This is a genomic window from Lederbergia graminis (assembly GCF_042655485.1).
Classification (GTDB): domain Bacteria; phylum Bacillota; class Bacilli; order Bacillales; family Bacillaceae_C; genus Lederbergia; species Lederbergia graminis.
Window position 1 is genome coordinate 184672 of the sequence record NZ_JBHSMC010000029.1, and the last position, 13138, is coordinate 197809.

Consider the following 13138-nt stretch of genomic DNA (forward strand, 5'->3'; position numbering starts at 1 on the left):
ACAAAAACAACCGCTTACACTATAGTATATCAATATCGTCACTTACAATAAAATATTCGATTTATGCATCGTCTATTATTATATAGATTGCTTTTAATGGTCCATGTACTCCTACAACTAAATTCATTTCAATGTCAGCACTATTGCTTGGACCAGAAATAATATTAATACATGATGGCTTCCTTCCTTGCTCTTCCAACCGTTTAATGTGTTGCATCGCTTGTGTCATTCTAGGTACAATACTGCTCTTTGGAATGATAGCTACATGGATTTTAGGAAGTAAACTAACTGATCTAGCTTTTCCTTTGTCACTTAAGAGTACTACGGAAGCAGATTCAGCTAAAGTAATGTCTGAGAACGTTATTCCAATATCTGCTTTCTCTGCAAATTCGATATTTTTTTGTCCAATAGCAGGGTCCCATATATGAACATCTAAACCTTTAAATATAGCTCCTTCAAAAAATAATGGAAGTCCAAATTCTTCTAATCGTTTATCATCCCAACTAACAATTGATTTACTTTGTAAATGTTCTAAAATGCGATCCAAAACAGATGGTAGTGTTTCGATTGACGCAAAAACTACTTCAGTATGAATTTTTTCAGCCTGTTCCTTTAATAATTCTATTAATTGGTTTTCTGTTACATCTTTTAAGAGGTCTAGTTGTGGTTGATTTTTCCAAACTGGCTGTTCAATTTGTGTTCTTCTAGGACGTCCTAACTGTTTCGCAATATTATCTAAAAAACTATCTTTATGGTGAATATTGGTGCTAGCTCTCATGAAAGTCACTACCTTTCTCTCGTTGCTTAAACCAATCTCTGAATGTTTCTTTACTAGGTTCAGGGAAATCTCGAATATCTGTCCATGGTTTGATCGGTCCTGGTCCTTTCTTAATTTTTCCTTCTTTCACTAGTGGTCCCATGACAGTTGGTGCAACTTTTGAGCCCAATTGATAAAATAGTGGATTGCTAGCCGCTAAGGAAAACCCCTTCATTGCTAACTTTTCGCCAAAACTACTTCTTTCTTCTTCTTCCACCATGTTTCTTCGATGTTTTATGAGTAAATCGTGTAAAGGTATCTTTACCGGACAAGCTTCTGTACATGCCCCACATAGACTTGATGCAAATGGTAGTTCCTTATAGTCATCATAGCCTCCTAAAAGAGGTGAAAGGACGGCTCCTATTGGACCTGGATAAATAGAACCGTATGAGTGACCACCTATATGGCGATAAATTGGACAAACATTGATACATGCCGCACAACGTATACATTGGAGAGCCGATTGAAATTCCGTACCAAGTAATTTGGAACGTCCATTATCCACGATTACTAAATGAAACTCTTCCGGCCCATCAACCTCATCATTATCTCTTGGACCAGTTAAGCATGTAATATAACTTGTTAATTTTTGGCCAACAGCACTTCGGCAGAGCATGCTTACTAAAATATCAAGTTCTTCCCATGTAGGTACAATCCTCTCCATACCCATTACTGTAATTTGCGTTTTTGGTAGAGTAGTAACAAGTCTTGCATTTCCCTCATTCGTTACTAATGTTATTGCTCCTGATTCTGCCACTGCAAAATTACATCCAGTAATACCAATATCTGCTTCAAAAAATTCATTCCGTAATTGTTCTCTTGCAAATAGAGCTAACTCTTCTGGTTTGGATGACTTCGTATATCCTTTTTTATCTTTGAATGTATCTCTAATTTGCTCCTTATTTTTATGTAATGCTGGAGCCACTATGTGAGATGGTGGGTCATGGTTATCCAATTGCAAAATATATTCCCCTAAATCTGACTCGATTACTTTACATCCAACAACCTCAAGCGCTTGGTTTAAGCTTATCTCCTCTGTTACCATAGATTTAGATTTTATTATTTTTTTAGCCTGTTTTTCTTTTACAATATTAGTAATGTAATTATTTGCATCCTCACCAGTAGAAGCAAAGTAGACATGCCCACCTTCAGAAACAACATTATTTGCAAGCTGTTCTAAATAATAATCGATGTTTTCCAATGTATGTTTTCGGATTTCCTCTGCTAAATCTCGCCATTCTTCCCAATTTCCTATCTCGATTTCGGCATCGTGTTTTCTATTTTTCAATCGCTCTTGTGCAGAAACCATTGCAGATCTTAAAAACCCATCATGAATACCTTTATCTACACGCTGAAAGAAGTCTTTATCACTAATTTTCATTGGCATTTTTATTCACCACTTTTTGTACTATTAAGAATTTGAGCAATATGCATCACTTTAAACTGTTTCCCAATCCGATCCTTTCTGCCAGCGATATTCATCAAACAGCCACAATCAGAACCAACTAATACATCCGCACCAGTTTCTTCAATATGACTTATTTTTTCATCTACCATTTGTTCTGAAATCGGAACCATTTTTACAGAGAAGGTACCCCCGAATCCACAACAAATCTCTTTATTTGGGAGTTCGACAAATTCTAATCCTTGCACTTGCTCCAGCAATTTAATAGGAGCTTCCTTAACACCTAGCAATCTCGTCATATGGCAGGAACAATGATATGTTACTTTCTCTGGAAAATTCGCACCCACATCTTGAATTTGGAGTACATCATGAAGAAATTGTGTAAATTCATATGTTTTATCCGCGAGCTTCTGCGCTTTTATACGCCAATCTTCTTCATCTTGAAATAAATGGACATATTCATGAACCATTAATACACAAGATCCCGACGGCGAAACAACATAATCAGCTTCCAAAAATGTGTTAATCATGTGCTTTGCTACTGCTTTAGTATTTTGATGGTAACCACTATTATAAGCAGGTTGACCACAACATGTTTGCGCAGTTGGAAAATCAACTTCACATCCATATCGCTCTAAAATCTCCACTACATCTTTACCCACTTGGGGATAAAAAACATCTGCCAAACAAGTGATAAAAAGAGAAACCTTCACACCATCCCCGCTTTCATCATTTAATCATCACAACAAGTTATATCAATTCCTAATTCACGATACGTGTTTATATTCATACTATCTGTCTTAGAATCAGTAATAATATAATCAATCGAATTAATAGATGCTATTTGTGAGAAGGATTGCACTCCAAACTTACTGTAATCAGCTAGTAAATAAACTTCATCTGCTATTTCAATCATTTTCTTTTTAACAATCGACTGCATTTCATTCGCATCACTTAAACCACGTACTTGTTCTATACCTGTACAGGAAATAAACGCTTTATGAACCCGATACCGTTCCAACGTACTCAATGCAATTGGTCCAACAAATGATAATGACTCCGATAATAAGATCCCACCACAAGAAAGCAGCGTAATTTTTTCTCTAGTAGAAAGCTCCATTGCTACTTTCATCGAATTCGTTAATACTGTCAGTGGAATATCAGGGATTCTCTTCGCCATATACCAAGCAGTAGAACTTGCGTCCAAAATAATACGGTCATTTACTGCTATCCTTTTTACCGCCTCTTCTGCAACTGCTTTCTTTTCCTCCATATTTCTAATTTCACGTTCGAAATAAGGAACTTCAAATGAAGTTTTCTGCTTAATACTTACTGCTCCGCCGTGACTGCGCTGTAACTTCCCTTCTGACTCTAACTTTTCTAGATCACGACGGATTGTTTCTTCTGTTACTTGAAAAATCCTACTTAATTCCGAAACTCGAATACTCTCTTTTTCATTTACTAATTGTTCAATTTTCATATGCCTTTCTGCTACAAGCATGGTGCACCTCATATTATCCATAAATTAAGATCATGTTTCTTCTTTATAATGTATATTAGTGAACATCAGAGTGTATTTTAGCTTCTCTATTCGAAAGAACAGTAGCCTCATACTCTTCCACTTTCTCAAGCCATTGTTCCTTAATAGGAACATTATTTCTTTTGCAATACTCATCCCAAATTGCACCGAATGGATATGTTTTAAACTCCTCTAATAATGCTAGTCTTCTTGTAAAATCTCCATTTTCTTGATATTGTTTCAACTGCACATGAGGCATTAACAATGCATACAGCAATGCTTTTAACATATTCCTTGTCCCAATCGTCCACGCTGCAACACGATTAATACTTGCATCAAAAAAGTCAAGTCCAATCATAACCTTTTCGGTAGCATCGTTTCGAACTATTTCTAATGCTATTTCCCTTAATTCATCATCAAATGTAACGACATGATCACTATCCCAGCGCACTGGTCGTGAAACGTGTAACGCTAACTTATCATTAAATAATAGCATCGCGGATATCTTATTGGATACCATCTCTGTTGGATGGAAATGGCCAGTATCGAGTAAGCAAAGTTTTCGATTTTTTAAAGCATAACTTAAATAAAATTCATGTGAACCAACAACAAATGCTTCAGAACCGATTCCAAATAACTTACTTTCTACTGCATCAATATTATAATTTTCATCGATTGGAGCTTCAAAAATGGTATCAAGTGATTCTTTTAAACGTCTTCTAGGCGTTAAACGGTCACTAGGAGTGTCTTTATAGCCATCAGGAATCCATATATTCGTTAAACACGGAGTTCCTAACTCCCTACCAAAATACTCACCTATCTCCCTACTAGCAATACAATGATCAATCCAAAACTTGCGAATATCTGGATTGGGGTGAGCTAAAGTTAAACCGTCATTCGCTTTTTCATGTGAAAATAAAGTTGGATTAAAATCTAATCCGACACCTTGTTTTTTTGCCCATTGTACCCATCTCTCAAAATGTTTTGGTTTTATTTGGTTTCTATCAACCGCTTCACCATCAGTTTCTGCATAAATAGCATGTAAATTTATTCTATGTTTCCCAGGAATAAGAGATAAAGCTTTTTCTAAATCCATCCGTAATTCTTCTGGAGTTGTAGCTTTTCCAGGATAATTACCAGTTACTTCAATTCCACCAGAAAGATCACTTTTATTAACCTCAAAACCACCAATGTCATCCCCTTGCCAGCAATGAATTGAAATTGGTATTTTACTAAGCCTTTCAAATGCTTCCTCTACATCTATTCCCCATCTTTCATACTCTTTTTTCGCTAAATTAAAATGTTTTTCCGTACTCACTTTACCTCTCCTCCTTGAATTCCTTTGCTGGAAAATACGTTTTTAATTCAAAGGAATTTTTTATGATATGTTTAGCTTTATTTACATCATCAATTTCACCAATAGCCAGCATTTGAACAAGTAAATTTCCAATCGCTGTAGCTTCTATCGGACCAGCATATACTTCTTTTCTCGTCTTATCTGCAAGTTTTTGATTTAATAAATGGTTTTGACTCCCACCGCCAATTACGTGGATCGTCTTAAATTCTCTTCCTAAAATTGTCTCTAGTTCATTGACTGTATTCTCATAGCAATCTACAAGACTATCATATATACATTTTGCTATTTCCCCTGGATGTATTGGAACTTGCTGATTTGTTTCTCTACAATAAGCTTGGATTTCCTCTACCATATTTTCTGGTTTTAGAAACCTTGGGTCATCAACATGAACAAGTGACTGAAAGTCAGGAAATTGGCTAGCCATTTTCATAAAATCCGTGTATGAATAAGCATGTCCAAAATTTCTCCTCACCTCTTCAATCATCCATAACCCCATAATATTTTTTAAGAAACGATATTGACCATTAATTCCTCCTTCATTCGTAAAATTCATTTCCATTGCTTCTGTACTACAAATAGGTAAATCATTCACAACTCCCATTAATGACCATGTACCAGAACTAATATAGATTGTATCCTCTGTACTAGGAACTGATATAACTGCTGAAGCAGTATCATGACTTGCTGGTAAAATCACTTCCATATCAAAGCCAAATTCTTTAACTAATTCCTTTTGTAAAGTTCCAAGAATTGTTTGTGGTTGTTTTATCTCACCGAATATGCGTTGATTAATTCCGAGTTTACTAATAATCTCATGATCCCAATTCTGTGATAATACATTCACCAATTGAGTAGAAGTGGCGTTTGTATACTCATTTACTTTCACACCGGTTAATAAATAGTGTAAATAATCTGGTAACATGAGAAAATGTTGTGCTCTTTTTAACCATTCAGGGTCCTGTTCTTTTACAGCATAGAGTTGATAAATGGTGTTAAACTTTTGAAATTGTATTCCCGTAATCCCATATAATTTTTCTTTACTTATGATGGATAATACTTTTTCCATCATTCCATCTGTTCGTGGATCTCGATATGCAATTGCATCGGTTATTAATTGATCATTTTCATCTAAGAGCACGAAGTCTACAGCCCATGTGTCTATTCCAATCGTACTCGGTGAGATACCAAGTTGTTGACACTTTTTTACCCCCGTCTTTATTTCTTGAAAAAGTGATTGAATATCCCAACAATAGTGTCCATTTTTATAAATCAACTGATTGTCAAAGCGATGAATTTCACGCAATAATAATCGGTCACTATTCAGTTGACCAAGCATCACTTTCCCACTCGAAGCACCAATATCTACTGCTAAACAATATTTCATCCTGCACCTCCTTATTAAGTAAGCGCTTTATTTTCTTCATAACTTCTATCAGTATATTTATCCCTGATAGAAGTTTTTTTATCTTGTAAATGCAGCAGGTACTCCACCATCCACAGTAATCATACAACCGGTTGTTTTTTCTGCTTTGGATGAGGCAAGAAATGCAACAGATTCTGCGATATCTTCTGGAAATATGTTCACTTGTAAGGTAGTTCTTTTGCGATAATGTTCTTCTAATTGATCTGGATGTATTCCGTATGCTTGTGCACGTTCTTCACGCCAATTCGAATCCCAAATTGCAGAGCCTTGCAATACAGCATCTGGTAGAACAGAATTAACTCTAATCCCATACTGTCCACCTTCAGTAGCAATACATCGAGCTAAATGTACTTCTAATGCTTTTGCTGCACTATATGCTGAGGCATTTTTTCCTGCATAAATTGAATTTTTTGATCCAATGAAGACCATATTGCCTCCATTATTTTGATTCTTCATTAGTTTAAAACCCTCACGAGCAACTAGGAAATAACCTTTACCCAATACATTCATATTTAATTCCCATTCTTTTAATGATGTATCTTCGAAGGGACTTGAAGTTGCTAAACCTGCATTATTTACTATTATGTCTATACCACCATAAGTGAGAACTGCTTGCTTGTAAGCCTCTTGGACTTGTTCCTCGCTTGAGACATCCATTTTAAGCGCTTTAGCTCGTCCTTCTCCATATTGTTGATTAATTTCAGCAGCAACTCTTTCTGCACCTTCCAAATTCAGATCTGTAACAATTACATGTGCACCTTCAGCTGCTAATCTCTTACAAGTTGCACTACCAATTCCACCTGCTCCGCCCGTAATAAAAGCTACCTTTCTAGAAAACTCTGCTTCTTTCGGAGCTAATGACAGCTTGTATAATTCTAATGGCCAATATTCTATATCAAACGATTCCTTCTCATTTAAGGAAACAAAATTGCCAAGAACTGAAGCACCTTGCATTACAGCAATTGCTCGGTGGTATAACTCCCCACTTACCTTCGCTAAAGAACTAGACTTTCCAGTATTAATCATACCGACTCCCGGAATTAATATTACTCTCGGGGCTGTTTCTGCAATAATGTCTCCTTCATTTTTATTTTGTTCAAAATATAGTTCATACTCTTTTTTGAATTGATTTATTCCTTCTTTTATCTTTTCAATTAGGTTACTAATATTCTTGGAAGCAGGGTCCCAATCTATAAATAATGGAACTCTTTTCGTATGCACTAAATGATCTGGACATGCTGCTCCGACATTAGCTAATATTGGTGCATCCACACTATTTACAAAGTCTAATATTTTGCTAGAGTCATCATAGTGGAGTAACATTTTTTTCTCATTACTAATTGCACCACGAATAATAGGCATTATTTTGGCTAGAAGATCCTTCCGTTCTTCTTCAGGTAAACTTTCGTACTTTTTGCCACCAAACAAGTTGTTATGTACCTTTGATTGAATAAAACTTTCAGCTTCATTGATGATGGAAATTGTCTTATGATAACAACTTTCAGAACTATCTCCCCAAACCACTAAACCATGCTTCTCCATTAAGACAAGTTCTGCATGTGGATTATTGCGAACACCCTCTGCTATCATTTTTGAAAGTTTGAATCCTGGACGTATATACGGGACCCATACAAATCTATTCCCAAAGATTTCCTCTGCAATTTGCTTTCCATTATCTGCGCAGCAAATACTAATAATAGCATCTGGATGTGTATGATCCACATGTTTAAATGGCAGAAAAGCATGTAGTAATGTTTCAATAGATGCTCTCGGATGTTTGCTATCTATCATACAATGAGACAAGTATTCTACCATTTCCTCATCAGACATATCTTCACGTTCAAGTAAAGGATGTATATCCTCTAACCTTAATCCAGTGAAATTACTTGCTCCCATCGTTGCTAAATCAGAGCCACTTCCTTTCACCCACATTACTTCAATCTCAGAGCCCTTGAAATCCCTTTCAATTGTTTTCATTGAAGTATTTCCACCACCCCAATTACAAACAGCCCGATCTGATCCTAACAAATTGGAACGGTATACAAGTTCATCTAATCCAGCCACGATTGTTTCCGCTTTCATTTTATCCCAAAGATTCTTAACCACAGCTACCTCCACTATAATTTAATTATTTTGATTTAATTGTAATCAATTCTTTGTTTTGTTGCAATTACTTTTGAATATTTTTGTTTTGTTATTTGATTTATGTTTAGTTTGTAATAAGGAAATACACCTATTTATTATTCTCTAGAAAGCCGATCGATAATTTTTGCTAAAAGTAATGTTCTTTCCATTAAAGAGGGGATATATAAATATTCATCCTCTGTGTGTGCTTTTCCACCTACAGGACCTAAGCCATCAACAGTTGCAATACCCATCGCTGCAGTTAGATTACCATCTGATTTCCCGCCTCTTTTTTCTGCTGAAAGGTCAAAGCCCAGCTCTTTTGCCACTTGCTGAACAAGGCTAAATAATGATTTTGATGCTGAATTTGGTATCATTGGTGGTCTTGTAATAGTTCCACTAAGTTCAAGATGAGTTCCAGGTACATCAGATTTACTGCAAATTCTTTTAATTTCATCTTCAATAAAAGTAGCTTGTTCCATTGTTTCAACTCGTACATCGATAGACGCTTCTGCGTAAGGAGCAATCGTGTTAATCGATGTCCCACCACTTACTAGTCCAACATTTACACTAATGCCTTTAGAATAATTAGTTAGTCGATGAAGCTTTAAAATCTTATGTCCCAGTTCTTCAATTGCACTTATCCCTTGATCCGGTTCGATACCAGCATGAGCAGATTTACCCTTAATCTTCAAATGATATTTTCCGCCACCTTTTCGAGCAGTTACAACTGCTCCAGAAAACGTTGGTTCCATGATCAATGCAAATTTTTTAGTCCTTGCCACTTTTTCTATTAATCTTCTAGAACATACTGAACCTATTTCCTCGTCAGTGTTCAAAATTAATTCGATATTCTTATATCCTTTACTATTGCATGCTATTAATGCTTTTAATGCAAAAAGTGTACAAACATGACTGGATTTCATATCGATTATTCCTGGACCATAAGCATAATTATTTTCCTGTCTAAAAGGACGCTTTATTGCTGTACCTTTACTAAATACCGTATCTAAATGTGCAATGATAAGAATTTCTGGTTCAACGGCATCCTTATGGCGGATTACTAAATTATCGCCATACATCTTCTCACTATATCGATCAATATGAAAATCCAATTTCATATATTCCTCGATTAAAACATTACCTACTTTGTCCACACCGTCTTTATCATAAGTCCCACTGTCAATATTGACTAACTCTTCAATTAAGTTCAACATAGCATTTGAGTGCTCTTCTATATAATTTTTCATTTGAACATCTCCATGTAATAAATGGTTTTTATGTACAAATTTAAATGATTTTTTCCTTTTTATGGACAAAACCGGCCAAAAATTGGACCGGTTTTGTGTATTATAGCTTTAGTTCTCCCATGCGTAAAAGTTCTACAACAGCTTGGGATCTTCCCTTTACTCCGAGCTTTTGCATGGCGTTGGATATATGGTTTCGAACTGTTTTCTCGCTAATAAAAAGATCATTTGCTATTTCTTTTGTTGTTTTGTCCTGCACTAACAGTTCAAAGACTTCTTTTTCTCTTTTTGTAAGCAGCGGTTTGTGTGTGAATTCATTCTCCTTCAACTATGATAACCCTCCTTGCCTTCGCCAGCTTTAAACCGCGGGGATGGGTATTTTTGATTGTCACCTTATCATATGTGAGGTAAATAATGTGAGTGACATCATGAAGGCAAGAAATAGCCAATTAGGCGGAAAAGACCGATTTTTTTCCACATCTACTATAAATTCAGCTTTCCACATATTTCTCCCGTCCACAGTGGACTTCACGTCTCATTACTCTAAACTATATCTCCCTCTGGCAAAGAACGAATAGTCCCATTTTCCCTTACTACAGTATAATGCAATACTAATAAAGAGGTTCCTATGCTTTCATAAAAAAAAAGGATATCCAAAAATGGATATCCTTTCTTAACTAACGAACTATTATTCAACCATTGTGTCGCTACCAAAGAAGTTCTTGAACATTTGAATATTTGTAGCACGATTCATTGCTGCGATGGAAGTGGTTAATGGAATTCCCTTCGGACAAACTTCTACACAGTTTTGTGAGTTACCACAGTTAGAAATTCCTCCGTCATCCATTAAAGCTTCCAAACGTTCATCCTTATTCATCGCTCCAGTTGGGTGTGCATTATAAAGACGAACTAACGACAAAAATGCCGGTCCAATAAAGTTTGATTTACTATTAACGTTAGGACATGCTTCTAAGCAAACGCCACATGTCATACATTTTGAAAGCTCATAAGCCCATTGACGTTTTCTTTCTGGCATTCTAGGTCCTGGCCCTAAATCGTAAGTACCGTCAATCGGAATCCATGCTTTAATTCGTTTCAATGAGTCAAACATTCTACTGCGATCCACGATTAAATCACGAACAACAGGGAATGTATTCATAGGTGCTAAACGAATTGGTTGTTCAAGTTGATCTATAAGAGCTGTACATGATTGTCTTGGAGTACCATTAATAACCATGGAACAAGCCCCACACACTTCTTCTAAACAGTTCATATCCCAATTAACAGGAGTTGTTTTCTTCCCTTCTGCGTTAACAGGATTACGACGAATCTCCATCAATGCAGAAATAACGTTCATATTTGGACGGTAGTCGAGAATGAATTTTTCCTCATAAGGTTGTGATTCAGGATTATCTTGACGAGTAATAATAAATGTAACTTTTTTATTTGTGCTCATTCTCACTTCACCTCTTTCTGTTTTGCATAGTTCCGCTCACGAGGCTTAATTAGTGAAACATCAACTTCTTCATAACTGAATTCTGGTGAGTCCGTATTAGGATTATAATTTGCCATTGTTGTTTTTAGCCATTCCTCATCATTACGATTAGGGAATTCTGGCTTATAGTGTGCTCCTCTACTTTCATTACGGTTTAATGCTCCAATTGTAATTACACGCGCTAACTGTAGCATATTCCATAATTGTCTAGTAAATAGTGCACCCTGATTACTCCAGTTGTTTGTATCATTAATATTAATGTTTTTCCAACGTTCCATTAATTCAAGAATCTTATTATCTGTTTCTTTTAGCTTGTCGTTGTAACGAACAACCGTCACATTATTTGTCATCCATTCACCTAATTCCTTATGAATGACATATGCATTTTCAGTTCCATCCATTGTCATAATATCTTCCCATTTATCTTGTTCGTGTTTCACTGCTTGTTCGAAAACGGAAGATGGTAAAGAATCTACACTCTTATCTAAGCCACTGATATATTTAACGGCCTCTGGACCAGCAACCATACCACCATACACAGCTGATAGTAAGGAATTTGCTCCAAGTCGATTCGCACCATGTTGAGAATAATCACATTCACCAGCAGCAAATAATCCAGGTATGTTTGTATGTTGATTATAATCAACCCATAAACCACCCATCGAATAGTGAACTGCAGGGAAGATTTTCATCGGAACTTTACGTGGATCGTCACCAGTAAATTTCTCATAAATCTCAATAATTCCACCAAGTTTAACATCCAGTTCATGTGGATCTTTATGAGAAAGGTCCAAATAAACCATGTTTTCTCCATTAATTCCAAGTTTTAAATCTACACATACGTGGAAGATTTCACGTGTAGCAATATCACGTGGTACTAAGTTTCCATATGCAGGATATTTTTCTTCTAGGAAATACCATGGTTTTCCGTCTTTATATGTCCAAATACGACCACCTTCACCACGAGCTGATTCACTCATTAGACGTAGTTTATCATCTCCTGGGATAGCTGTAGGGTGAATTTGAATAAACTCTCCGTTAGCATAAGTAGCTCCTTGTTGGTAAACGATGGAAGCTGCTGACCCAGTATTAATAACTGAGTTAGTCGATTTCCCAAAAATGATTCCAGGTCCACCAGTTGCCATAATGACTGCATCTGCAGGGAATGATTGAATTTCCATTGTTGTCATATTTTGAGCAACGACACCACGGCAAACGCCTTCATCATCTTTAATAATACCTAAGAAATCCCAGCCTTCATATTTATTTACTAAACCTGCTACTTCATGACGACGAACTTGCTCATCAAGAGCATATAGTAATTGTTGGCCGGTAGTCGCACCAGCAAATGCTGTACGGTGATGTTGAGTTCCTCCGAATCTACGGAAATCCAACAGACCTTCTGGTGTTCTATTAAACATTACACCCATACGATCAAATAAATTAATAATTTCTGGAGCTGCCTCACACATCGCTTTAACTGGTGGTTGATTTGCTAAGAAATCTCCACCATAAACCGTATCATCGAAATGTATATAAGGTGAATCGCCTTCACCCTTCGTATTTACTGCACCATTAATACCACCTTGTGCACATACTGAGTGTGATCTTTTTACAGGTACAAGTGAAAAGAGATCAACTTGTTTACCTTCTTCTGCAATTTTGATTGTTGCCATCAAGCCGGCCAATCCCCCGCCGACCACGATGATTTTATTATTACTCATCGTGCGACTCACTCCTTTTTTTCTCTG

Annotated in this window: 11 protein-coding genes; all 11 read right to left on the bottom strand. The window is 36.3% G+C overall.

The window, feature by feature from the left end:
* Positions 1 to 61: 61 nt before the first annotated feature.
* Positions 62 to 778, bottom strand: coding sequence for a LutC/YkgG family protein (locus ACFPM4_RS18940; protein WP_382355264.1), 717 nt, complete (start codon positions 776 to 778; stop codon positions 62 to 64).
* On the bottom strand, positions 768 to 2204 hold the full coding sequence (locus tag ACFPM4_RS18945; RefSeq protein WP_382355267.1) for a LutB/LldF family L-lactate oxidation iron-sulfur protein: 1437 nt from the start codon (positions 2202 to 2204) through the stop codon (positions 768 to 770). The genes ACFPM4_RS18940 and ACFPM4_RS18945 overlap by 11 nt, the downstream gene beginning before the upstream one ends.
* Positions 2205 to 2206: 2 nt before the next feature.
* A complete protein-coding gene (locus ACFPM4_RS18950) occupies positions 2207 to 2935 on the bottom strand; it encodes a (Fe-S)-binding protein (protein ID WP_144928827.1) in 729 nt (242 codons plus the stop codon).
* A 20-nt stretch (positions 2936 to 2955) separates the two neighbouring features.
* Entirely contained in the window at positions 2956 to 3723 is a 768-nt protein-coding gene (locus ACFPM4_RS18955) for a DeoR/GlpR family DNA-binding transcription regulator (RefSeq protein ID WP_382355271.1), read from the bottom strand.
* A 55-nt stretch (positions 3724 to 3778) separates the two neighbouring features.
* Positions 3779 to 5059 carry an L-rhamnose isomerase gene (rhaA, locus tag ACFPM4_RS18960; protein ID WP_382355274.1) on the bottom strand — a complete coding sequence of 427 codons (1281 nt, stop codon included), beginning with the start codon at positions 5057 to 5059 and terminating at the stop codon, positions 3779 to 3781.
* A gap of 1 nt (position 5060) precedes the next feature.
* Positions 5061 to 6482: a rhamnulokinase gene (rhaB, locus tag ACFPM4_RS18965; protein ID WP_382355277.1), complete on the bottom strand. Its 1422-nt coding sequence runs from the start codon at positions 6480 to 6482 to the stop codon at positions 5061 to 5063.
* 78 nt (positions 6483 to 6560) lie between these two features.
* On the bottom strand, positions 6561 to 8627 hold the full coding sequence (locus ACFPM4_RS18970; protein WP_382355280.1) for a bifunctional aldolase/short-chain dehydrogenase: 2067 nt from the start codon (positions 8625 to 8627) through the stop codon (positions 6561 to 6563).
* A gap of 134 nt (positions 8628 to 8761) precedes the next feature.
* Positions 8762 to 9895 carry a M20 family metallopeptidase gene (locus ACFPM4_RS18975; RefSeq protein WP_382355283.1) on the bottom strand — a complete coding sequence of 378 codons (1134 nt, stop codon included), beginning with the start codon at positions 9893 to 9895 and terminating at the stop codon, positions 8762 to 8764.
* Positions 9896 to 9995: 100 nt separating this feature from the next.
* On the bottom strand, positions 9996 to 10220 hold the full coding sequence (locus tag ACFPM4_RS18980) for a helix-turn-helix domain-containing protein (RefSeq protein WP_144928815.1): 225 nt from the start codon (positions 10218 to 10220) through the stop codon (positions 9996 to 9998).
* Between the two features lie 360 nt (positions 10221 to 10580).
* Positions 10581 to 11348 (bottom strand): succinate dehydrogenase iron-sulfur subunit, encoded by a 768-nt coding sequence (gene sdhB, locus ACFPM4_RS18985; RefSeq protein WP_382355286.1) that lies wholly within the window; start codon positions 11346 to 11348, stop codon positions 10581 to 10583.
* A gap of 2 nt (positions 11349 to 11350) precedes the next feature.
* A complete protein-coding gene (sdhA, locus tag ACFPM4_RS18990) occupies positions 11351 to 13111 on the bottom strand; it encodes a succinate dehydrogenase flavoprotein subunit (protein ID WP_382355289.1) in 1761 nt (586 codons plus the stop codon).
* Between the last annotated feature and the right edge of the window lie 27 nt (positions 13112 to 13138).

Coding starts and splice junctions, on each gene's coding strand:
- ACFPM4_RS18940 (WP_382355264.1), bottom strand. CDS start 778: ATGAGAGCTAGCACCAATATTCACCATAAAGATAGTTTTTTAGATAAT.
- ACFPM4_RS18945 (WP_382355267.1), bottom strand. CDS start 2,204: ATGCCAATGAAAATTAGTGATAAAGACTTCTTTCAGCGTGTAGATAAA.
- ACFPM4_RS18955 (WP_382355271.1), bottom strand. CDS start 3,723: ATGCTTGTAGCAGAAAGGCATATGAAAATTGAACAATTAGTAAATGAA.
- rhaB (WP_382355277.1), bottom strand. CDS start 6,482: ATGAAATATTGTTTAGCAGTAGATATTGGTGCTTCGAGTGGGAAAGTG.
- sdhB (WP_382355286.1), bottom strand. CDS start 11,348: ATGAGCACAAATAAAAAAGTTACATTTATTATTACTCGTCAAGATAAT.
- ACFPM4_RS18975 (WP_382355283.1), bottom strand. CDS start 9,895: ATGAAAAATTATATAGAAGAGCACTCAAATGCTATGTTGAACTTAATT.
- sdhA (WP_382355289.1), bottom strand. CDS start 13,111: ATGAGTAATAATAAAATCATCGTGGTCGGCGGGGGATTGGCCGGCTTG.